General features: G+C 37.0%; 22 protein-coding genes. 19 read left to right on the plus strand and 3 right to left on the minus strand.

Features of this window, described 5'->3' with window-relative positions; translation table 11 throughout:
- The first annotated feature begins 72 nt into the window (after positions 1-72).
- The gene (locus tag EZ449_RS10735; RefSeq protein WP_131558524.1) at positions 73-1,347 is read left to right on the plus strand and encodes a mechanosensitive ion channel family protein; all 1,275 of its coding nucleotides are present in this window, start codon (positions 73-75) and stop codon (positions 1,345-1,347) included.
- A gap of 152 nt (positions 1,348-1,499) precedes the next feature.
- Here EZ449_RS10735 and EZ449_RS10740 read toward each other — a convergent pair whose 3' ends face one another.
- Both EZ449_RS10740 and EZ449_RS10745 read right to left on the minus strand, forming a co-directional pair.
- Complete coding sequence (locus tag EZ449_RS10740) at positions 1,500-2,327, minus strand: alpha/beta hydrolase family protein (protein WP_131558526.1); 828 nt, start codon at positions 2,325-2,327, stop codon at positions 1,500-1,502.
- Positions 2,328-2,770: 443 nt separating this feature from the next.
- On the minus strand, positions 2,771-3,151 hold the full coding sequence (locus EZ449_RS10745; RefSeq protein WP_131558528.1) for a DoxX family protein: 381 nt from the start codon (positions 3,149-3,151) through the stop codon (positions 2,771-2,773).
- 127 nt (positions 3,152-3,278) lie between these two features.
- Here EZ449_RS10745 and hemA point away from each other — a divergent pair, with 127 nt between their 5' ends.
- The 17 genes from hemA (at position 3,279) to EZ449_RS10830 (ending at position 20,390) form a co-directional block, all read left to right on the plus strand.
- Positions 3,279-4,505 (plus strand): glutamyl-tRNA reductase, encoded by a 1,227-nt coding sequence (gene hemA / locus EZ449_RS10750; RefSeq protein ID WP_131558530.1) that lies wholly within the window; start codon positions 3,279-3,281, stop codon positions 4,503-4,505.
- 751 nt (positions 4,506-5,256) lie between these two features.
- Positions 5,257-6,837: a hydroxymethylbilane synthase gene (gene hemC / locus EZ449_RS10755; RefSeq protein WP_131558532.1), complete on the plus strand. Its 1,581-nt coding sequence runs from the start codon at positions 5,257-5,259 to the stop codon at positions 6,835-6,837.
- Positions 6,838-7,204: 367 nt separating this feature from the next.
- A complete protein-coding gene (gene hemB, locus EZ449_RS10760; RefSeq protein WP_131558534.1) occupies positions 7,205-8,173 on the plus strand; it encodes a porphobilinogen synthase in 969 nt (322 codons plus the stop codon).
- A 96-nt stretch (positions 8,174-8,269) separates the two neighbouring features.
- Positions 8,270-9,643 (plus strand): glutamate-1-semialdehyde 2,1-aminomutase, encoded by a 1,374-nt coding sequence (gene hemL, locus EZ449_RS10765; protein ID WP_131558536.1) that lies wholly within the window; start codon positions 8,270-8,272, stop codon positions 9,641-9,643.
- Positions 9,644-10,096: 453 nt separating this feature from the next.
- Positions 10,097-10,963 (plus strand): sensor histidine kinase, encoded by an 867-nt coding sequence (locus EZ449_RS10770; protein ID WP_131558538.1) that lies wholly within the window; start codon positions 10,097-10,099, stop codon positions 10,961-10,963.
- 8 nt (positions 10,964-10,971) lie between these two features.
- Positions 10,972-11,676 carry a response regulator transcription factor gene (locus EZ449_RS10775; RefSeq protein WP_109926856.1) on the plus strand — a complete coding sequence of 235 codons (705 nt, stop codon included), beginning with the start codon at positions 10,972-10,974 and terminating at the stop codon, positions 11,674-11,676.
- A complete protein-coding gene (locus EZ449_RS10780; RefSeq protein ID WP_131558540.1) occupies positions 11,676-12,191 on the plus strand; it encodes a hypothetical protein in 516 nt (171 codons plus the stop codon). Before EZ449_RS10775 ends, EZ449_RS10780 begins: the two co-directional genes overlap by 1 nt.
- A gap of 201 nt (positions 12,192-12,392) precedes the next feature.
- Complete coding sequence (gene hemE, locus EZ449_RS10785; protein ID WP_131558542.1) at positions 12,393-13,418, plus strand: uroporphyrinogen decarboxylase; 1,026 nt, start codon at positions 12,393-12,395, stop codon at positions 13,416-13,418.
- A 43-nt stretch (positions 13,419-13,461) separates the two neighbouring features.
- The gene (locus EZ449_RS10790) at positions 13,462-13,695 is read left to right on the plus strand and encodes a hypothetical protein (RefSeq protein ID WP_131558544.1); all 234 of its coding nucleotides are present in this window, start codon (positions 13,462-13,464) and stop codon (positions 13,693-13,695) included.
- Between the two features lie 2 nt (positions 13,696-13,697).
- The gene (locus tag EZ449_RS10795; protein WP_131558546.1) at positions 13,698-14,114 is read left to right on the plus strand and encodes a hypothetical protein; all 417 of its coding nucleotides are present in this window, start codon (positions 13,698-13,700) and stop codon (positions 14,112-14,114) included.
- Positions 14,115-14,186: 72 nt separating this feature from the next.
- Positions 14,187-14,444, plus strand: a complete 258-nt coding sequence (locus EZ449_RS10800; protein WP_131558548.1) for a hypothetical protein — start codon at positions 14,187-14,189, stop codon at positions 14,442-14,444.
- Positions 14,441-15,001 (plus strand): CopD family protein, encoded by a 561-nt coding sequence (locus EZ449_RS10805; RefSeq protein WP_131558550.1) that lies wholly within the window; start codon positions 14,441-14,443, stop codon positions 14,999-15,001. Before EZ449_RS10800 ends, EZ449_RS10805 begins: the two co-directional genes overlap by 4 nt.
- Positions 15,002-15,188: 187 nt before the next feature.
- Complete coding sequence (locus tag EZ449_RS10810; RefSeq protein WP_131558552.1) at positions 15,189-16,337, plus strand: hypothetical protein; 1,149 nt, start codon at positions 15,189-15,191, stop codon at positions 16,335-16,337.
- A gap of 683 nt (positions 16,338-17,020) precedes the next feature.
- On the plus strand, positions 17,021-17,590 hold the full coding sequence (locus EZ449_RS10815; protein WP_131558554.1) for an RNA polymerase sigma factor: 570 nt from the start codon (positions 17,021-17,023) through the stop codon (positions 17,588-17,590).
- Positions 17,571-18,323 (plus strand): hypothetical protein, encoded by a 753-nt coding sequence (locus EZ449_RS10820; protein WP_131558557.1) that lies wholly within the window; start codon positions 17,571-17,573, stop codon positions 18,321-18,323. The genes EZ449_RS10815 and EZ449_RS10820 overlap by 20 nt, the downstream gene beginning before the upstream one ends.
- A gap of 84 nt (positions 18,324-18,407) precedes the next feature.
- Positions 18,408-19,220 (plus strand): outer membrane beta-barrel protein, encoded by an 813-nt coding sequence (locus EZ449_RS10825; protein ID WP_131558559.1) that lies wholly within the window; start codon positions 18,408-18,410, stop codon positions 19,218-19,220.
- Positions 19,221-19,397: 177 nt separating this feature from the next.
- Positions 19,398-20,390, plus strand: coding sequence for an ABC transporter ATP-binding protein (locus EZ449_RS10830; RefSeq protein ID WP_131558561.1), 993 nt, complete (start codon positions 19,398-19,400; stop codon positions 20,388-20,390).
- 9 nt (positions 20,391-20,399) lie between these two features.
- Here EZ449_RS10830 and EZ449_RS10835 read toward each other — a convergent pair whose 3' ends face one another.
- The gene (locus EZ449_RS10835) at positions 20,400-20,810 is read right to left on the minus strand and encodes a hypothetical protein (RefSeq protein ID WP_131558563.1); all 411 of its coding nucleotides are present in this window, start codon (positions 20,808-20,810) and stop codon (positions 20,400-20,402) included.
- A 133-nt stretch (positions 20,811-20,943) separates the two neighbouring features.
- On the opposite strand from EZ449_RS10835, the gene EZ449_RS10840 reads away from it, so the two are divergent.
- The gene (locus EZ449_RS10840; RefSeq protein WP_131558565.1) at positions 20,944-21,504 is read left to right on the plus strand and encodes a DUF4230 domain-containing protein; all 561 of its coding nucleotides are present in this window, start codon (positions 20,944-20,946) and stop codon (positions 21,502-21,504) included.
- Positions 21,505-21,649: the final 145 nt, after the last annotated feature.

Here is a 21,649-nt window from a genome sequence, read left to right on the forward strand (position 1 = left end):
TGTCAATGGTCTCCCCACAGACCAATATTTTAATAAGAGACAATAACTAACCAATAACCCTAAATTACCTCAATGAAAATCCCCGAGTTCCAATCCATATTTAACGAACTTAGAAACTGGCTTGTTGCTAAAGGCCTTGCGGGTAACGAACTTATTTATTCTTATTTCTTTATTGGATTAATTGGCGTAACGCTGTTTCTTTTCATCACCATATTTGTAACCAGACAGGTTTTTATTGGGGCTGTAAAAGGCGCAAGAACAAAATCAAACTGGCAGAGCGCCTTATTTGAGTTTAGGGTTTTCAGGGCTTTTGCTTTAATTTTTGGAGCATATATTATTTATAATGTCGTTCCTTTCGTCTTTATCGATTTTAAGGTTTGGCTTTTCTATGCACTCATTGTAGCAAAAATTTATATCGTACTTGCGGTGATGTTTGCAGTAAATGCATTCTTAAATGCTTTGGTTTCCATTATGGAAGCGTCAAGGAAATATGCTGATAAGCCCATTAGAAGTTATAAACAGGTAGCGAAAATCGTTTTTTATATAGTTGGTTTTGTACTGATATTATCAATAATATTAAACGAATCTCCATTATATATCTTCGGTGGTTTTGGGGCGGTAACAGCAGTTTTTATTTTGGTTTTTCGCGACCCGATTTTAGGTTTTGTGGCCTCTGTACAAATGAGCGCCATAGATTTAGTTCGTGTTGGCGATTGGATTACGGTTGAGAAATATGGTGCTGATGGCGAAGTAACGGAAATCAACTTAACCACCATTAAAGTTCGCAATTGGGATAAAACGGTTACGATTGTTCCGAGTTATGCCATTGTGAGCGAGTCGTTTAAAAATTGGCGGGCGATGGAAGAAAGTGAGGGAAGAAGAATTAAGCGACATATTAATATTAAAATCTCCAGCATCAAATTTTGTGATGAAGAATTGATTAATCGACTGAAAAGCATCGATTTTTTAAAGGATTATCTGAAAGAAACTCAATTACAAATAGAAACATTCAATGCAGAAAATACAGTAAATCCAAATAATTTGGTTAACGGTCGCCACATGACAAATATTGGAACGTTTAGGGTTTATGCAGAGAAATATTTGGAAAGCAACCCTTACATCAATACCGATTTAACTTTTATGGTGCGCCAATTGCAGGCAACAGAAAACGGATTACCGATAGAAATTTATGTCTTTTCAAAAGAGAAAGGTTTAAAGAAATTCGAAGAGGTTGCAGCTGATATTTTCGACCATCTTTTGGCTGCGGTTCCGTATTTTGATTTAGAGATTTTCCAAAGCCCGAGTGGAAGTGATATGCGAGGTTTTGTTAGAAGAGGGAATGATTAATTTTATTGCTGTCATTCTGAGCGTAGTGAAGAATCCCTAACCTATTGACTCTGCACTAAGTACAGCACTTCCAGTTTTTTGGCTGTGGGTTAAATTGACGATTGTGTTTCATCGCCTGCAGATTCTTCGCAAACTCAGAATGACAGCGAGCCTTATTCTTCTCCCAAAAATACCAAACACTTCTCGCAAACCTTAAATAATAGTGGTGGTAAAGTTTCATTTTCAAAAGGTTGCGTTGCGCCATAAACATGATTTGCCCCCTCAATTTTAACCAATCTGCTATTTGGATTTGCATCAGCAAGTTTCTGCGCATGCTCAAAAGGAACATTCACATCATCGTCGCCTTGTACAATTAACCACGGAATATTAATTCGTTTTGAGGCATTGAGGATATTAAATGTTTCTTCGTTTTCTTCAAAATCTTCTAATAAAGTAACATTCAAGGGCATTTGCTCTTTCGTTCTTGCATTAACTACGAAGATTTTCCCTGTCTTTTTCCACTCGCTTCCTTGCTCTTTTTTCCAAAGACTGTTGAAACTAGAAATGGCACTCCAGGTAATTAACTTATTAATTCGCAAATCATTTGATGCCTCGATTATGGCCAAACCACCACCGCGACTATGGCCGATTAAGTTAATTTCAGTTTCTTTTCCGTAAGCTTTTTCTATAAAATCGAGCACGGCATTAATATCAAAAAGTTCTTTTGAAACGGTATTATTTGCGAAAGTTTCCATGTCGGTAACATCTTTCGGGTTATCTGCTGGAACACCGCTATGCGATAAATTAAACTTGATATAGCGGTAGCCATTACTAGCAAAATACCTTGCGACTAAATTATGAGCGCCCCAATCTTTGAAACCTTTAAAGCCATGAACGAAAAGTACAATTGGTGTATTTGGGTTTTTATCGTCGAAAGTAATGTCGCCGATAATTAATTTTCCATCGGCACCGCTTATGCTGAAATCGCTTTGTGTAATCATAATTTTAGGAATTGATTCATATTATAAACCTACAAAATTGAAAATTGTTGTCGGGTTTTTGTCTTAGCCAGACTGGCTTTTTTCTTTTTCTTGGCAATATTGTGGTTTGTGAAAGTTTGTTTAGCGATTCGTTTAACCAGATTGTATTCGCAATCTGAGGGGTTTCCCCCTTTGGAGGGGGCAGGGGGAGGATTTGCATGTATAGCACTTACTCATGTTCTCTAAACCCGATAAAAGTGGAAATACTTTTTGTTGCAGGTCTTCGACAAGCTCAGACTGACAATCGCAAAAAGATTGGAACGAATAGCGGGACTAACATAAAAATGAAAAACAGAACCTTGCTTTTCGAATTAAAAGAAAATCTTTAAACAGCTATTTTCACCATTTAAGGAATTTAAGAAAATATAAGCTGATATTCACGATATGGTTTTATGTCGCTGTATCTACTGCTTTCCAGGATTTCTGAAATAATACCAGGCCCAGCCGATAAATAACAGTTGAAAGGGCAATCTTATCCAGGCAATAAATGGCGTAACCAATATTTTTCCAAGCATAAATGGCGCAATCTGAATCATGTAAATATGAGCAGGCAAAAAGGCAATAAGCATCAAAATAATTAGTAAGGAAGCTAGTTTTCGGGTCCTTGAAAAAAGCAATAATGCGCCGAGCATAATTTCTATTAAGCCCGAGAGGTAAATTAAAAATCCATGGGCGGGCAACCATTTCGGCATTATTGCGTAATACCCAACAGTGGAGATAAAGTGATTGCAGCCCGCAACGATATAGAAAACGGCATAAATGGTGAGAAAAATTTTGTAACGCATAAATATTTGTAGTTATTTTCTATTTATTTAAAACCGTTCTAAATTGATGTAAATTACAGATTAATGACGGTCGCATACATTAACCGTGTTACTTTTGTATCCCGATAATAGTTAATAACGGAAGCACTTGGAATATTTAAAAGTAATCGCTTTTACGCATCACCACATCGACCTAAAATCTTTAGGAAAGTTAGTTATTTGCGACGAAAGTCTGGATAACAGGTTGAAGAATATTCAAACGGAACTTCCCGTTAGCGAGATTTTTTACATCGGCACTTGTAACCGTGTAGAGTTCGTTTTCCTCACCAAAGAAAAAACCGATAAAGAATTTGTAACCAAATTTCTAACCGTTTTAGATATGGGATTTCCTCCAGAATTTATGGAGCGCTTCCTTGATAATGTTACCGTTTTCGAGAACGAAGAGGCTTTTAATCATTTGCTAAGAACTTCTTGTTCGTTAGAAAGTTTGGTGGTTGGTGAAAAGGAAATCCTTGCTCAAATACGTAAAGCTTACGAAAGTTGCCGCGATGCTGGTTTCACGGGCGACTACATGCGCATGATTATGGATAGGGTGGTGAAAACGGCGAAAGAAGTTTATACGCATACCAACATTTCGAAAAATCCTGTTTCTGTGGTTTCTTTGGCTTACCGCAAATTGAAAGAGCTGAACATGTGTGGCAATTCCCGCATCTTAATTATCGGTGCTGGCGATACCAACCAGAACATTGCAAAATACCTTAACAAACATAAATACTCCAACTTTTCCATTTTCAACCGCACACTTTCCAAAGCTGAAACCCTGGCCGAAGAATTGAATGGTAAGGCTTTTCATTTAGAGGCTTTAGAAAACTTTACTGAGGGTTTCGATGTCATTATCACCTGTACTGGTTGTACTGAGCCGATTATTACCGAAGAACTTTACGCCAAATTGCTAAATGGCGATACGGGCAAAAAGGTAATTGTCGATTTAGCAATTCCGAACGACGTTGCACCTGCTGTTGTTCACAACCACCCAATTCATTACATCGAGGTAGAATCTTTAAAAGAAGTTGCCCGCAAAAATATCCAGGAGCGTTACAATGAACTGGTCCACGCTGAAGATATCATTAGCGCCAACATTGCCGAATTTTTTACCGTATTAAAGCAACGCCGCATCGAATTGGCCATGCAAGATGTTCCCCGTAAGATTAAGGAAATCAAGAATACAGCTTTAAACGGTGTATTTGCCGATGAAATTAGCCAAATGGACGAAGCTTCTCGTGAGGTTTTGGAACGCGTTATGAATTACATGGAGAAAAAATGTATTTCTGTTCCGATGATTATGGCCAAGGAGATTTTGGTTAATCAATCGTAGGATTTAACCGCAAAGTTCGCAAAGTTAAGGCGCAAAGAACGCCAAGCTAAATCTTATATTTTCTTACATTCATTAAGCTATAAAAATAATTAGAAAAGCTGGTTTCTGTGCTTTTCGGTTCTTTCAGTCCCGCTTTACTCTTCAATCTTTTTGTAAAGTTACTAACTCTAACAGGCGTTTTGCTTATTAGAGTTAGTAACTTTTAAAACAAAAAGGATTTCCGTTTCAATCGGGTTTAAAGAACCTTGGTAAGTGCAATAAATTCAAATCCTCCCCCTGCCCCCTCCAAAGGGGGAAACCCCTCAGATTGCGAATAAAAATCTGGTTAAACGAATCGCTAAACAAACTTTCACCAACCACAATATTTTGCCAAGAACGCATCCGGCCTAGTAAATGATGGAAGTAAAAAACGTTATAAGCGTTTGCACAAACATTTCAACTATCACTAACTAAATTATTTTCAGCCTGTGCAAGGGGAAAGAGCAGAGATAAGGCCTCAAATAATTTACAAAACGGTTTGACGAATTTTTACGACATCATTTACAAGCCTTGATTATTCATTTGTATTTATTTGTTTTAACCTGTATTCATGAACTCGCAGGCATGCTCGGTTTTTGCTCCACTTTTTATCAAGAAAAAGTGGAAAGCCCCCGCGGCCAGCGGTTATCTCTGTAACCTCACTGTCGCATTTTTAAACATTTTACAAGATAAAGCCGTATTTAGTTAGATTTGCAAATCATTTAACAAAACAGTGAAGAAATTAACCATCGGAACACGCGGGAGCGACCTTGCTTTATGGCAGGCTAATCACATTAAAGATGAATTAGCGGCAATCGGCATTGAGGCAGAAATTAAGATTATTAAAACGCAGGGCGATAAAATCCTGAATTTACGTTTAGATAAATTAGAGGGCAAAGGTTTTTTTACCAAAGAATTGGAAGAAGAACTCTTGGGCGGAACTATCGATTTGGCTGTACACTGCCTTAAAGATTTGCCAACCAATCATCCTGCTGGTTTAACAATTGCTGCAATTCCGCCTCGCGAAGAAGCAACAGAATATCTTTTAATTTTAAAAGATTGTGTTGATGTTTCACAAAAGCTGTCTTTGAAAAAAGGAGCAATGGTGGGTACTTCATCAAACAGAAGAAAAGCCCAACTTTTGGGTTTACGCTCTGATTTGGAAATTGAAGATTTACGTGGGAATGTTCCAACGAGGATTCAAAAACTTCGTGATGAGGATTACGATGCCATCATGTTGGCTAAAGCCGGCATTAAACGCTTACGTTTAGATGTAAGCGAATTTCATGTTGAAGAATTAGAACCGACCGAATTTGTTCCTGCACCAGCTCAAGGTGCTTTAGCAATTCAAATAAGGGAAAATGATACTGAACTTTTTGAAGCACTTCAAACTTTACACGACCCAGCAACAGCTGAAGAAGTTGGCGTAGAACGTAAGGTTTTAAATATTTTTGAGGGCGGTTGCCACATGCCTCTAGGTTGTTATTGTAAAAAAGAAGATGGCGCTTTCGAAGTGTGGACTTCTAAAGCCGAAACTACTGATGATTTCCCTGAACGTTTATTCTTACGTGCTGAAACAACTGTGGGTTTGGCAGAAAAAATCGTAGCAAAATTTAACAAGGAAAGAAAGAAGCCAGCAAAGGTTTTTATCTCTCGCGAGATTGGTGAACACAGTTATTTCCGTAAAGCTTTAGAAACCAGCAATATTGAAATTGAGGGACGTTCATTAATTCGTACGTTTCCGATTGTTACTGTTTTAGACCAGTTTATATTAAAAAATATCGACTGGATTTTCTTCAGTAGCAGAAATAGTGTAGAATATTTCTTCAACTTAAAACCACAGTTACCAAAGAAAACGCAGTTTGGCGTAGTTGGCAGAGGTTCGGAAGATGCTTTGAGAAAATTTAACCATTTTGCAGATTTCGTAGGTACGAGTGGCGATATTACAGAAGTAGCTGAAGATTTCGCAAAATTGGTTTCTGGCAAAAACGTACTGTTTCCAAGAGCACAGGATTCTTTGCAATCCGTTCAGAAATCTTTACCAGCTGATGCGAAAATCATCGACTTACCAATCTATGAAACGGTAATTGAGGAAAATATCGACCAGAGTTATGCCGATGTTTTGATTTTTACCAGCCCGTCAAATGTTCATGCTTATTTCGCTGATAATTTATTGGAGCCTGGTCAGCAAGTAATTGCAATTGGTAATTCAACAGGAAAGAAATTTGATGAAATGGGCGTAACTTATGCTTTGCCATATTCGCCCGATGAAATTGGATTGGCGGAAGCAGTTTTTGGAATAGAAATAAGGTAGGGAGTCCGGAGTCGAGAGTCCGGAGTCGAAAGTCTGGAAGACAAAAGAGGAGATAAAGATTCTAAAAAATTAGTTGGAAACTTTGAGGGGTATCCCCCTTGGGAGGGGGCAGGTGGAGGATTTAAGTTTGAATCACAAACCAAAGTTTTCTAAACCTGATTGAAGTGGAAAGCTTTTTAATTTCAGTATGAGCTTGTCAAAGACCATTAAAAACTTGAAACGGAAAGCAGGGCTGCAATAACCGAAGAATAACTGAAATTGCTTTTCAAATAAAATATAAGATAATGTTTCGTGAGGACACGAAACATGGCGCTCCAAATAATACTCAAGTCTCGATACTTGATACTACATACTTGATACTAATAAAATGTTACACCGTCCGAGAAGATTAAGGAAAAACCCGTTGGTTAGAGAGATGGTAGCCGAAACCCGACTATCGAAAGATATGTTTGTGTACCCGTATTTTGTTGTGCCGGGAACGAATGTTACCCATGCAATTGATGCAATGCCGGGTGTAAACCATTATTCGGTTGATACTTTGGTTAAGGATGTTGAAGCAGGAATGATGAAAGGCTTAAATAAAATTATGCTTTTTGGTGTTGGCGATGAAAAATCGGCTGATGCAAAATCTGCTTACCACGACCATTCGTTAGTACCTACTGCCGTTCGTGAATTGAAGAAACAATTTGGCGAAGATTTATATGTTATCACTGATGTTTGCGTTTGTTCTTATACCACTCATGGGCATTGCGGTATTATGGAGAACGACTACGTTCAAAATGATAAAACAGTTGAAGTGATTGCGAAAATGGCTTTAACGCATGCAGAAGCAGGTGCGGATATGTTTGCACCATCGGATATGATGGATGGCAGAATTAAAGCCATGCGTAATTTGTTGGATGAAAATGGTTTTGTAAACGCAGCCATCATGAGCCATGCGACTAAATTTGCATCAGCTTATTATGGTCCATTTAGAGAAGCAGCAGATTGTGCACCAAGTAAAGGCGATAGAAAAGCTTATCAAATGGATTTTAGAAATCCTTTGGAAGCACTTCGTGAAGCACAACTAGATGAGCAAGAGGGCGCTGATGTTTTGATGGTGAAACCAGGATTGGCTTATTTAGATATTATCCAAAGGTTGAGACAAGATACCAATTTGCCTATCGCAGTTTATAATGTATCCGGCGAATATTCGATGGTTAAAGCAGCTGCAGAACGGGGTTGGGTTGATGAACAGAAAATTGTAATGGAAACGATGCATGCCTTTGCCAGAGCTGGGGCAAGTATTATTACCACTTACCACATTAAAGATATTTTAAATAACGATTGGATGTAGATAAGCTGAAAGCTTAAAGCAGGAAGACCAAAGCCATTTTATAGCGCTTTACTTTTCGCTTTAACCTGTAGTCTTTCAGCTTTTAGCTTAATAAAAATGTTAGATTCATTAAAGAAAATGTTTTCGGGTAACGAAGCCGATGTTCCGGTAAATACAGGCAGCAAACCTGATATTTCACGGGTAAAATCTGCGGAGTTGTACGAGAAATCAAAAACGTATTTCCCGGGTGGGGTAAATTCACCAGTTCGGGCTTTTAAGTCGGTTTATGGAACGCCACTTTTTATTGAAAAGGGCGATGGATGTTATATTTGGGATGCTGATGGTAATCAATTCATTGATTTCTGTGGAAGCTGGGGACCACTGATTTTGGGACATAACAACCCTAAAATCCGTGAGAAAGTTACTGAAGTGATGCAGAACGGAATGAGTTTTGGTGCGCCAACAGCTTTGGAAAACGAATTGGCAGAATTGATTATAAAAAACAATCGTTTTGTAGAAAAAATTCGTTTTACAAGTTCTGGAACGGAAGCAGTGATGTCGGCGATTCGTTTGGCAAGAGGTTTTACGGGCAGAGATAAAATTCTAAAATTCGAGGGTTGTTACCATGGACATAGCGATTCGCTTTTGGTTAAAGCAGGGTCTGGTTTGGTTACTTTTGGCGAGACTTCTTCTGCAGGGGTTCCAAAATCATTCGCTGAAGAAACGATTGTAATTCCTTTGAATGATGCCAATGCAATTGAACAAGCCTTTGTGCAGTTTAAAGACCAAATTGCTGCGGTAATTATCGAGGGTATTCCTGCTAATAATGGTTTAATTATTCAGGATGAAGAATACATTCATTTCTTGCGTAAAATATGTACAGAGAACAATTCGCTTTTAATTTTTGATGAAGTAATTACTGGTTTCAGGGTAGGTTTTGAGGGTGCGGCAGCATATTATAACGTTATTCCTGATATTGTCACTTATGGAAAAATCATCGGTGGCGGTTTGCCAGTTGGTATGTATGGTGCGTCGAATGCAATTATGGCGCACATTTCGCCTGATGGCGGTGTTTACCAAGCTGGTACTCTATCTGGAAATCCGGTGGCGATGGCTGCAGGTATTGCAACTTTAACTGAGTTGAATAAATCGGGTTTCTATAAAGACTTGAACAACAAAACACAAGACTTCGTAGCCAGTATTCAGCGTTTTGCTACGGCTAGAAATTATAAGTTTAAAGTATTTACAGTTGGCTCTATTTTTTGGTTTGCATTTACGGATAAGGATAAAATTCAGTCGGCTGATGATATCGATGCAAGTAGCATGGAGAAATTTAAAATCATGCACCGTGAGTTGTTGAACCGTGGAATTTATTTAGGTCCATCGGGGTATGAAGTTGGTTTAGTAGCTTCAGCACATACGAAAATAGAATTGGAGAAAGCGAAGAGGGCGATTTTTGAGGCATTGGATTTGGTTTTCAGGTCGTCGTAGCATCAGCCCTTGCGGCTGATAAGTTTTTACAACAGGGGAAATGGAGGTTATCTCAGAAAATAAAGAGTTTTAACCATATAAGGAAATATAAGCTCAATAAGTCGTCATTACGAGGTAATAAGCAATCTTAAAGCTTTGGGTTTAAAATAACGATGATTGTAAGATTGCTTCGTTCCTCGCAATGACGAGAGCGTAAAGAAACTTTGAGGGGAACTCCCCTCCTTATTTTCAAGGAGGGGTTGGGGGTGGTTTTTTAGTTTATTGTAGAATCCCGAATTATCTAAACCCGATTGAAGTGAATGCCGGTTTTTCATCGGCAGAAACGAAAAGCGGGACCGAAATAACAGAAATGAACAGAAACCTGCTTTCCAAATAATAAGAATTAAATGATTCGTGAGGACACGAACCATGTCGAAAATTAATAAATTAAAGCCCCTTTAGGGGTTGGGGTGTATGAAGAAATCCATTATCATATTTTACGCGTTATTGCTCTACGCACTAATCCAGCTCATTTCTTGGGGAACCTTGGTAGTGCGTTTGCAGCCCAGCCGCATGACGATGATTATGGGAGAGGGCTCGGTATTTTTATTTCTTCTTTGTATTGGTGGTTATTTCCTGCATCAATCGTTAAAGCGTGAAGATAAATTAAGGGAGCAACAGCAGAACTTTTTAATGTCGATTACGCATGAGCTGAAGTCGCCTTTGGCTGCGATAAAACTTTCTATCCAGACTATTGTTAAGAGAGATTTAGACAAAGCAAGGCAATTATCTTTGCTAAATAATTCTTTAAAAGACATCGAACGTTTGGATGATTTGGTGGAAAATATGTTGCTAGCAACCAAGATTGAAAACCGTTCTTACACCTTTCCGAAAGAGGAATTTAATTTCTCGGAATTGGTTTATAAAATTACAGACAGGCTGCAAGTTCACTCTTGTGGTAATGAACAACTCATAAATGCCCATATTCAGCCAAATTTGCAGTTAATGGGTGACAAGTTTGCCTTATCGTCAGTAGTTACGAATTTAATCGAAAATGCGGTGAAGTATTCTAGTCCTTGCGATGAGATAAATGTGTCTTTGGACAAGATAGACGGGCATTTGAGATTAAGTGTAACGGATAAAGGACCAGGTATTTCAGATGCCGAAAAAATGTTGATATTTGATAAGTTTTACCGCGTTGGTAATGAGAATGTCAGGAAAGCGAAAGGAACAGGTTTAGGCTTGTTTATTGTGAAAGAGGTTTTACAATACCATGATGCAGATATTACAGTAAAAGACAATTTGCCTCAAGGAAGTATTTTTGAAGTAACATTTAGTTAATCTCAATTATGTCACAAAAATTAAGAATTCTATTGGTAGAAGACGAGGACCACTTGTTAGATGCTATCAAATTAAACCTCGAACTTGAGGGTTATAAAGTTCACGCCGTTAAAGATGGCAAAACCGCTCTTAAAATATTCAAAGAAGAACGCTTCAATCTAATTATTTTAGATGTGATGTTGCCTGAGATGGATGGTTTCCAGGTTTGCGAGACAATTCGTTTGGAGAATGCAGAAGTTCCGATTATGTTTTTAACAGCTAAAAACACTTCAGAAGACCGTGTTTTAGGTTTGAAAAAAGGAGCTGACGATTATTTAGTTAAGCCTTTCAACTTGGAAGAATTAATTCTTCGTGTTGGTATTTTGGTTAAACGCAGCTTGAAATCTGATGATTTAAAAGAATTAAATTCTTACAAAATCGGTGATAAAACAATCTATTTTAATTCTTTCGAATTGAAACATGATGATGGTACAATTACACCGTTAACCAAGAAAGAAACGATGTTGTTGAAACTCTTAATCGAGCGTAAAAATGATGCGGTTTCTCGTGAGCAGATTTTAGAAACGGTTTGGAATTATGATGTTTATCCATCGACAAGAACGATTGATAATTTTATTCTAACGTTCCGTAAGTATTTCGAGCCAGACCAGAAAAATCCAGTTTATTTCCACTCTATTCGTGGTGTAGGTTATAAGTTCACTGATATTCATTAATGTACAATAATAAAGGCAGATATGCTTTGATGGCAGTTTTTCTGCTGGCCGGGTTGGTTTGTATTTTCTACAAGCAATACGAGCTGGCTGCTGTTTCAGGGTTATTATTTGCTTTTGTTGTTTGGAGCCATTTTAAACATAGTTCAGTTTTAATGGCATCAAAGTATTTTAAGAATAACGAATTCGGAAAAACTAGAGCGCTATTGGCTGAAGTGGGAAATCCTGAGCGATTGGCTAAAAGTCGCAGAGGATATTACGAGTTTATGCAGGGGAATATGGCCTTGAAAGAGGAAGATTACGACAAAGCTGAATATCATTTTCAGTTGGCGAGTCGTTATCCTGTTGGCGGTAAGAATCAGAAATCTTATGTACTGATACATCTGACTACGATTGCTTTACGTAAAAAAGATAAAGAGCGGGCTGAGGCTTATTTAAAATTGGCTACAGAACTTGCAGAATCATCACGCTCAAAGGATATAATTGTTAAGCTAGAAAAGGAAATAAGTAAATTATAATATTATTATTGTCATTTTGAATAACGAGGCATCGCTTTAGGAATAAAAAGGTACTTCGTTTTTTTTTTATTTATACATTTGCGGAATTAAAATTTTTTAGCCCGCTAGTCCCTCAAGAATTCGTCATGCTGAATTTATTTCAGCATCTTGTAGAAAGGGGTTTTGGATTAGTCCTTTAACGAACGCGATACAAAATATACCATGAAGAATAATTTATTTTTAGACGCTGCATTTTCAAAACAAACCGAACGCCCGCCAGTATGGATGATGCGTCAGGCAGGTCGTTTTATGCCACAATATTGGGAGATTAAAAACAAATACTCTTTTTTAGAGATGTGCAAAACCCCAGAAATTGCAGCTGATGTTACCATGTTACCTGTTGATTTATTAGGCATTGATGCAGCGATTTTATTCTGTGATATTTTAGTAACTGGCGAGGCCATGGGCGGCGATTTGAGTTTCACTCAAGGCGTTGGTCCTAAGTTTGCAAACCCAGTTCGCACCGCACAAGATGTAGAAAACTTAAATGTTGATTGTTTAGATGAATTGCAATACGTTGCCGATGCGATTAAAGTGATTCAACAACGTTTGGATGGTAACATTCCTTTAATTGGTTTCGCGGGTGCGCCTTTTACAGTGATGAGTTACTTAATTGAGGGTGGTTCTTCTAAAGATTTTAAATTAACTAAACTTTTCATTCATAACCAACCAGAGTTAGCGCATAAGCTTTTAGCTAAAATTGCAAAGGTTACTGCTGATTATTTGAATCTTCAAATTGCTGCGGGTGTTAACGCCGTTCAGATTTTCGATAGCTGGGCACTTGCTTTATCTTGGAACGATTACCAGGAATTTTCACACCGTTATATCCAGGAGATTATTTCGAACTTAAATAGAAAAGATATTCCTGTAATTTCTTTCTGTAAGGGAAGTTCGGTTTTTGCGCCGATTATGGCTGAGGCAAAACCTGATGTGATTTCGGTAGATTGGAACGCAGATTTATTGAACATCAAAAATGCTTTACCAGCTGGGATTGCAGTTCAGGGAAATTTAGACCCGCACATTTTATATGCAGACCAATCGGTAATCAAGGCACAAATTCACAAACTTTTCGAGCGCATGCGTGGAACGGAAGGATTTATTTTCAATTTGGGTCATGGTATTATGCCAGATATTCCTTTCGATAATGTGAAATATGCGATTGATGTGGTTAAGGAGTTTAGGTATTAAATTACAAGTCATTTTCTTATATTAGCATAAATAATTTTTATTCATGACTGTTATATCACTACAAGACGAAGATAAATTACCAATTAAACAGGTAATTGATGCCATAGATAAAACTATGGATGATGTTCTTCGTGTAGTTGACGCCATGAATTTAGGTAGAACTGAAGTTAAAGCTGATGGGGTTTACAGAACTTTCAACAATGGAGAAACAATAAAAATTTCTTCAGGAAGTTTCGCAAAAAAAAGGGTTAATAATAAGAGGATTAAACTTTTTTAATAATGGCTATAAAGCCTAAGCTAAGGGTTTTTGCAGGACCTAATGGTTCTGGTAAAACCACTCTATACAATTCCATAAAACCTATTTATTTCTCGACACGGATTTTTGTTAATGCCGATAATTTGGAGTCAGATTTTAAGAAGAATAATTTTCTAAATCTTTCAGAATTTGATATTATTTGTTCACAAACTGAATTCGAAGAATTCTATTTGCTAAATGGCTTGTTTACTAAAGCTGATTTCAAAACAGATAGCTGGAATTTAGTTATAAAAGAAAACGTTATTGTAAAAGGTGAAAGTGATTATATTGATTATAATTCCTATCACTTTGCAATAATAGCTGACTTTATTCGCCACAAGCTAATTGAAGCTAAAAAATCATTTTCTTTCGAAACGGTTTTCTCACATCCCTCGAAATAGAAACTCATTGAATTTGCACACCAAAATAATTACAAGATTTATCTATACTTTATTGGAACGGAAACGCCTGCGATGAATTTAGAGCGAGTAAAGGATAGAGTAAAAAAGGGTGGTCATTTTGTTGATGATGATAAAATAGAAAAGCGTTATTTCCTTACAATGGATTTACTTATAGATATGTTAAAAGAGGTCGATGAAACGTATCTTTGGGATAATTCAGGCACTAGGCATAATTATTTAGGGGATATTAAGGACGGAATTTTGAATCTCGAGTTTCTGAATATTCCAAATTGGGTTGATACCTATATTCTGAATAAAATTAAATCATGATAGAAAACCTACAGCCATATTATTACTACTTTCTTGCGGTACATATCGTATTCGTAATTAGTTGGATGGCAGGCTTGTTCTATATCTTAAGTCTTTTCATTTATCATACCGAAGCCAACGAAAAATCAGAGCCTGAAAAAAGTATTCTTGTGAATCAGTTTACAAAAATGGAGGCTACTTTGTGGAAAATCATTGCCACTCCTGCAATGATTATTTCAGTTTTGGCTGGTGTCTCCATGCTATCCCTGCGTCCGGGACTGCTGCAGGCAGATTGGATGCATGTCAAACTTGGTTTCGTGGTAGGATTATTAATCTACCATTTCATTTGCCAAAATATTGTTAAGCAGCTAAAAGAGGGGCAGTTTAAATTAAGCAGTTTTCAACTTCGTTTATGGCGAGAATTGGCAACTATTTTTATGATTGCCATCGTCTTCGTTGTTATTCTCAAAAATGCAATTAACTGGATTTATGGTCTGATTGGCATCATGGGCGTTGCAATGGCGATTATGATTGCGGTTAAGCTATATAAGAATTATCGTAAGAAACGCGGTGAATAGCTTTTTACCCCCAAGACACGAAGAGGACCAAGATAAATTATAATTCATTTTGATGTTAAACTTCGTGTCCTTTGTGGCTTAGTGGTTAAACAGAAAACTTTCTTTGTTTTCTTTGCGTAAACTTCCCATTCTTTGCGGTTAAATAAACAAAAAACTATCCTAAATTTGGGCAACAAAAACCAAGCGCATGTTTACAAACACGGGTCTGAAAAAGACCTTACTCCTAATATCATTTCTTTTTACTTCTTATTTTGCCTCTGCACAGTTTAATCAATCGGCTTTAGAAAACAGAATTCGTCCGGATAGTAGTTTAACTAACGAAGTTCACTTTAATTTCTACAATTTCAATTACGTTCGTAATTACGAGTATACCAATGATTTTCATGATGGTTATACTTTGTATGGAACGCAGTTGCAGCCACAGATTGTTTATTACGCACATCCTAACTTAGCTATAACGGCAGGCGCTTTTATTCGTAAGGACTTTGGCAGAAACGGAATATCGGATGCGAAACCCTTGTTTAGTTTAAAATACCATAAGCGTAATTTAACTTTGATTTTTGGAAGTTTAGAGGGAGGAATTCAGCATAAATACATTGAACCACTTTATGATTTCGAAAGAACAATTACTACGCCAATTGAATATGGAACACAACTATTGGTGGAGCGTAAAAAGTTTACATTAGATGCCTGGATAGCCTGGCAAAAAATGATTTATAAAGGCGAGCCAGCCAAAGAAGAAATCATCGGTGGTTTATCCACAGAAACTTTTCTACTGAAAACGGATAACTGGAAACTGAGTATTCCTGCTCAGTTTTTGGCTTTTCACCAAGGCGGACAAATTGATGTGTTAAAGGAAATTCCGATTAGTACGGTTTTTAATGGAGCAGCAGGATTGAAATTACATAAGGAAATTAACGCCAACATCAAACAGGTTTATACCGATAATTATATCGCTGTTTACAAGGATTTTTCGCCCGATAAACGATGTGCTTTCGAGGGTGGTTTTGGTTTGTGGTTAAACGCTGGTGTAGAAAGTAAATGGGGTAGTTTGGTTGCATCGTATTGGAAAGGAAATAATTTCATCTCTATTAAAGGTATGCCTTTGTATGAATCGGTTTCGAGTAATCTATATACGAACGGCCTAAAGCAAAGTGGAAGAAACGTCGTTTCACTGCGCTATGCTTATCAAAAGGAACTGATTCCGCATTTATATCTTGATGTTCGCTTTGAACCGCATATTGATTTGGATAATACAGATAAACAATTGCAGTTTAATCATTCATTTTTCTTGACTTACAAACAGGATTTTAAATTGTTTAAGGTTAAGAAGTAAAATTTTGTCTCGGCCAGAAGAGCTTTTTTCTTTTGACAACAAAATTGCCAGCTGAAAATTTTTGTATTTAAGTTAGTGATTTGGCTTGGACGGTGAATCCCCAAAAATTTGTTAGGCTGGGCTTAAGGTTAACGAAGATTTTATGCTAGGGCCTTGCTGGATGAAAATAAAATCAATTGCATTAAAAAACAGTCAGCTGAAGCAGACGGCAATGAAATGCAATTTGCTTAAAAATATCGCTATTCTTTGCCGTTGGCTTCAGCCAACGGAACTATGAAAATGCTTTTCGGCTTTAGCCAAATTTTTGCGCTTTGCTGGTTTCATTTCCTGCAATATCCTGAGTTTATAAACCCGATAGGAGTGGAAATACTTTTTGTTTGCAGCAACCTTGAATCTGCTGTCATGCTGAGGCACGAAGCATCTGCAAACGATGAAACAGATGCTTCGTACCTCAGCATGACAGAAGTTTGAAAAAGATTCTAATGGATAGTGGGACTAACGCCTCAAAAAACCTACTGCCGTTGCTTTCCAAATCAAAAAACTATATCTTTCTGTAAATTTATATATCATTTATCTTGTTGATAATCAGTTGATAAAAATAAAATTTAACTTTTATTTAACTATTTCTTACTTCTCATGCAACCAATGTTTGTAATCTGTCATCTTCTATATACAAACACACAATGAAATTGACGCGAAGCTATACGATAAACGATTTGATGGAGGGCTGCAAAGCCGGCGACCGGAAGATGCAGGAGCTGCTTTATAAGCAAACTGCATCGAAAATGTTGGCCGTTTGTATGCGCTACGCAAAAGACAGAATGGAGGCTGAAGATGTATTGCAAGTGGGATACATCAAGGTTTTTCAAAAGATTAAGGAATACAGGGGCGACGGTTCTTTCGAAGGCTGGATTAGAAGAGTGATGGTGAATACGGCAATTGAAAGTTACCGCAAAAATTTACGGAGCCTGAATGTGGTAGAAATTGATGAGGCTTACGAACAACCATCAACAGGATTTGATTTTGGTACTCTGGGCATGCAGGATTTGATGAAAGTGATACAAAAATTGGCAGATGGTTACCGAATGGTTTTCAACATGTACGTAATTGAGGGCTACTCGCACAAAGAAATAGGAGAAACGCTTGGCATCTCAGAGGGTGCAAGTAAATCGCAACTATCAAGGGCGAGAGCAATATTAAAAGAGGAAATTATAAAAATGGAGGGATTTGGTTATGCAACCTATACAGGATAAGGATTTTGATAAGCTATTTAAAAATGCTTTCGAAGATGCTGAAATTACGCCATCGAGAGATTTGTGGAGCAGTATCGAAAGTGAGATTGAACCGAAGAAAAAAAGGGTTATACCGATTTACTGGTTATCTGCAGCGGCAGTTTTATTAATTGCCACAGTTGGGGTTTTGGTTTATCAACAACAAGAGGCAAAACCAAATAAATTCGCAAATCGTGTTGAACCTAAGGTGGTTAAGCCAATTCTCGAAACCCAACCAATTAAAGATACTACAAAAACTTTGGTCGTTCCGACGGAGAAAATAATATTACCAGCTACCTCAAAACCTGTTGAAGCAATTGCAAAAACTTCAGTAAAAGAAACCGCTAAGCCTTTAGAAAAGCAAACGGTAGTTACTGCTCCTGAAATGCTGAAACAAGAAACTTTTATTGCTAAAGTTGAAGAGCCAAAACAGGAAATCATCAAGAAGAAAATTGATGAAGCGATTTTGCAAGCTAATCCTGAAACGGTAATTGCTTCTACAGCCACCACTGTTAAAGCTGATGATGTAAGCGGAGATGATAATCAAGTTGAAAATAAAGGCATCAGAAACGTTGGCGATGTGGTAAACTTAATCGTAAACAAAGTGGATAAAAGAAAAGATAAGTTTATTCAGTTTCGTACTGATGATGATGATTCTTCACTTTCATCGATAAATATCGGTCCTTTTAAATTTGGGAAAAAAAATAGAAAATAATACCAGGATTAATTAGGATTTAAGGATTTCAAGATAAAGTGCTTTAATTCTATCATTCAATCATTCAATAAACACACACGAAATATGAAACATCTAATTTTTACAACACTTTTGGTAAGCGGGTTTGCCGGTGTTATGGCTCAGAGCGCTCTTGCTCAACAAGATACAGTGGCTCAGGACACAGTTATCAAAAAGAAAAGTAAATATACCCTAACTATCGGTGGAGGAAACTTGATTACAAAAACTGGCGATTCTACAGATAATGCAAAAAAAGGCCGCTTCGTTGGTGGAATTACTTTTACCAGAGTGGATTTAGGTTTCTCCAGATTGATAGACAATGGCGACTTCAACTTATCTCCTAATAACGAGTTTTTAGATTACAAGGGCGGCAAAACCAGTACATTCTCTTTTGATGTTTTACAATTCGGATACCGCTTTAACTCAAACTTTAAAGTTTACGTCGCCGGTGGTTTCGATTGGACCTTAATTAGATTGAGAGATAACATTACCATTCAGAAAAATCAACCAACACTAACATACGTTAACGAGAATATTGCGTTCTCTAAAAACCGTTTCTCCAGTAGCTATGTGCATATTCCATTAAACTTTGAGTTCCGTACAAGTGAAAGCAAAAAAGGTAAACGTTTCTACTTTGTTGTAGGTTCTGAGGTGAGCTTCTTACTGAACGGTAAGGTTAAACAAATTAGTGATGAGCGTGGGAAAGAAAAACAATATGATAGCTATCATTTTCAATCTGTTCGTTACGGAGGTACAGTTAGATTCGGTTACGGAGGCTTAGGTTTATTTACCAAATACTATTTCAATGATATGTTTACAACTCCTGCACAAGCCGGTTTAAGAAACATGAGCTTCGGTGTAACTTTCGGAATAAATTAGGTTAGAGAAGTCGGGAGTCAGAAGTCCAAAAGACCGAAGTCTAATGAACTAGACCAATGAACAATTAAACAAATGAACCAATAAAATCCTGTTTCGGTTAGGCGAAACAGGATTTTCTACGTAAAAACATTTCGCTTTAAACTTTAGTCTTTCTGCTTTTAGCTTTATATTTACCCTGTGAGCGATAATATAATTAGCGTTAAAAATTTAACGAAACAATATCAGGCAGAACAGGCAGGCGGCATTAAAAACATAAGTTTCGATATTAAAAGAGGTGATGTTGTAGCAATCATCGGTGAAAGTGGAAGCGGTAAATCAACTTTGTTAAAATCTATTTATGGGTTACTGAAGACTGATGAGGGTGAAATTTTTTTCGAGGATGAAAAAGTTAAAGGACCTGATGAACAATTAATTCCTGGCCATAAGCAAATGAAAATGGTAACTCAGGATTTTTCATTGAACATTTATGCAAAGGTTTACGATAATATTGCCTCACAATTATCGAATACCGATTTAAAAACCAAGGCTGAAAAAACTTTGGCCATCATGGAGCATTTGCGAATTCTTCCATTACAAAATAAAAAAATTATCGAGCTAAGTGGAGGTGAACAACAACGTGTAGCCATCGCCAAAGCCATGGTGGCAGATACCAAAGTTTTACTGTTAGATGAACCTTTTAGTCAAGTTGATGCTTTGCTCAAAAACCAATTACGAGCCGATATAAAACGTGTTGCTGCAGAAACCGGAGTTACTGTAATACTTGTTTCTCACGACCCAGCAGATGGTTTATTCCTTGCAGACCAATTGCTGATTTTGCGAGATGGCGAACTCCTACAAACGGGCAAGCCATCAGAGATTTATCAAAATCCAAAACATATCTACACTGCTCAGATTTTGGGTAATGCAGTTGTGTTGTCTAGGGGAGATGCAGAAAAACTTGGGATAAAAACTTTTGCGGCCTCGGTGGTTTTTTATCCCGAATGGGCAGAAATTAATAGCAACTGGGGTAGTAGACGGTTTGAAGTAAAAGATGTTTACTACAAGGGTTTTTACGATGAGCTATTGTTAGAACGGAACGGTGTTAATGTCCGTGCCTTGCAATTGAACAGAGGAGAACATAAAAAAAACGACCACGTTCAATTGAACATTGGTCGTTTTTTAGAATTTTAAATATTTTTTTTATTCTGAAGATGATGCAACCAAAACTATTCTAGCACCAATGCTAGCCGTTGGTCTAACTGGCAGTGTGTTTCTGTTGTTGTTAAATTGTAGGTAAACCCTTATTCTTCCTGGGAATGAGCTGTAACTGTAAGAATCTGTTCCATAAGTGAATGGTAGGGCGTCATATCCATCATCATTAAAACGAGCAAATGATAAGATAATTCCATCATCTTCATATTGTTCTATGCGATTATCAGTAATGTCTACATAGTAAAAAAGTCCATTTGTATCACTACCAGAAACCCATTGGTTAGGTTGAATGGTTTTGTACACGGTGATGTTTGGGGTGTCTTGAACAATAGTGTCCTTTTTGCAAGATGCTAGGCCCAGCGTGGCAATGCAAAGCATTAAAATAGTTAGCTTTTTCATATTGATTAGTGTTTATTTGTGTGTGTATATTGCTAATGCAAAATAACTGCCAAAAATGCCGAAATGTTTATTATGGATTAATAATTGTTTAATCAATTACATACAAAATTGAAAAAATATTATTATTTTAATTATGAGAGGATTATTTCGAATTCTACCTTGGCTCATTATACTAATCGCAGGCTATCTTTTTATTTCTAAGAAATTCAGCATTAGTACATCTGTTGAAAGCAAGCACCAGCTTATGGTAGAAAAAATTGAAGCTATTGGTAAACTAGAACTTGTTCGCTATCAAATTAGCGATGTGCTGGAACATAAAAACAAAACAGATTTTTTGCCCGAAGCAAGTGTTTTATTAATTGTTAAGGCTGAGGCTGTTGGTTGTATCGATTTAACTAAAATAACACGAGAAGATGTTAATATTGATGGAGATACCGCTGTAGTAAATTTACCACAGCCAGAGATTTGCTATGTTAAAATCGATCACAAAAATTCGAGAGTTTACGATACCAAAATGGCTTTCTTTCGAGAGGCTGGCTTAGTAGACGAAGCCTATAAAGCTGCTGAAAGACAAGCAACTGCCGAAGTAAAAAAATCTAGCATTCTTTCTCAGACAAAAACCAATGCTACAACTGTTTTGAAACCGATTATAGAAGGTTTGGGTTATAAAAATGTACGGTTCACTTTTGAATAATTAATATGAAAGTGTTTTCTAAAATCAACACGTAATTTTTTTGTTATGTTTTAATTAACTTAGCAACTGAATTCGGCGTTGATTAATGGCTTCTTACAAAATGTATAGTGTTTTTAGTCGAGCAACACACATTGAAAATATGGTT

It is taken from the genome of Pedobacter frigidisoli (genome assembly GCF_004331675.1).
In the GTDB taxonomy this organism is placed as follows: Bacteria; Bacteroidota; Bacteroidia; order Sphingobacteriales; family Sphingobacteriaceae; genus Pedobacter; species Pedobacter frigidisoli.

Bases quoted from the DNA above. Each gene is read 5' to 3' on its own strand.
- EZ449_RS10805 (WP_131558550.1), top strand. From the start codon at position 14,441: ATGATAGAAAACCTACAGCCATATTATTACTACTTTCTTGCGGTACAT.
- EZ449_RS10825 (WP_131558559.1), top strand. From the start codon at position 18,408: ATGAAACATCTAATTTTTACAACACTTTTGGTAAGCGGGTTTGCCGGT.
- EZ449_RS10820 (WP_131558557.1), top strand. From the start codon at position 17,571: ATGCAACCTATACAGGATAAGGATTTTGATAAGCTATTTAAAAATGCT.
- EZ449_RS10800 (WP_131558548.1), top strand. From the start codon at position 14,187: ATGAATTTAGAGCGAGTAAAGGATAGAGTAAAAAAGGGTGGTCATTTT.
- EZ449_RS10810 (WP_131558552.1), top strand. From the start codon at position 15,189: ATGTTTACAAACACGGGTCTGAAAAAGACCTTACTCCTAATATCATTT.
- EZ449_RS10740 (WP_131558526.1), bottom strand. From the start codon at position 2,327: ATGATTACACAAAGCGATTTCAGCATAAGCGGTGCCGATGGAAAATTA.
- EZ449_RS10790 (WP_131558544.1), top strand. From the start codon at position 13,462: ATGACTGTTATATCACTACAAGACGAAGATAAATTACCAATTAAACAG.
- EZ449_RS10815 (WP_131558554.1), top strand. From the start codon at position 17,021: ATGAAATTGACGCGAAGCTATACGATAAACGATTTGATGGAGGGCTGC.
- EZ449_RS10780 (WP_131558540.1), top strand. From the start codon at position 11,676: ATGTACAATAATAAAGGCAGATATGCTTTGATGGCAGTTTTTCTGCTG.
- EZ449_RS10770 (WP_131558538.1), top strand. From the start codon at position 10,097: ATGAAGAAATCCATTATCATATTTTACGCGTTATTGCTCTACGCACTA.
- EZ449_RS10735 (WP_131558524.1), top strand. From the start codon at position 73: ATGAAAATCCCCGAGTTCCAATCCATATTTAACGAACTTAGAAACTGG.
- EZ449_RS10775 (WP_109926856.1), top strand. From the start codon at position 10,972: ATGTCACAAAAATTAAGAATTCTATTGGTAGAAGACGAGGACCACTTG.
- hemE (WP_131558542.1), top strand. From the start codon at position 12,393: ATGAAGAATAATTTATTTTTAGACGCTGCATTTTCAAAACAAACCGAA.
- hemL (WP_131558536.1), top strand. From the start codon at position 8,270: ATGTTAGATTCATTAAAGAAAATGTTTTCGGGTAACGAAGCCGATGTT.
- EZ449_RS10835 (WP_131558563.1), bottom strand. From the start codon at position 20,810: ATGAAAAAGCTAACTATTTTAATGCTTTGCATTGCCACGCTGGGCCTA.
- EZ449_RS10840 (WP_131558565.1), top strand. From the start codon at position 20,944: ATGAGAGGATTATTTCGAATTCTACCTTGGCTCATTATACTAATCGCA.
- EZ449_RS10745 (WP_131558528.1), bottom strand. From the start codon at position 3,151: ATGCGTTACAAAATTTTTCTCACCATTTATGCCGTTTTCTATATCGTT.
- hemB (WP_131558534.1), top strand. From the start codon at position 7,205: ATGTTACACCGTCCGAGAAGATTAAGGAAAAACCCGTTGGTTAGAGAG.
- EZ449_RS10795 (WP_131558546.1), top strand. From the start codon at position 13,698: ATGGCTATAAAGCCTAAGCTAAGGGTTTTTGCAGGACCTAATGGTTCT.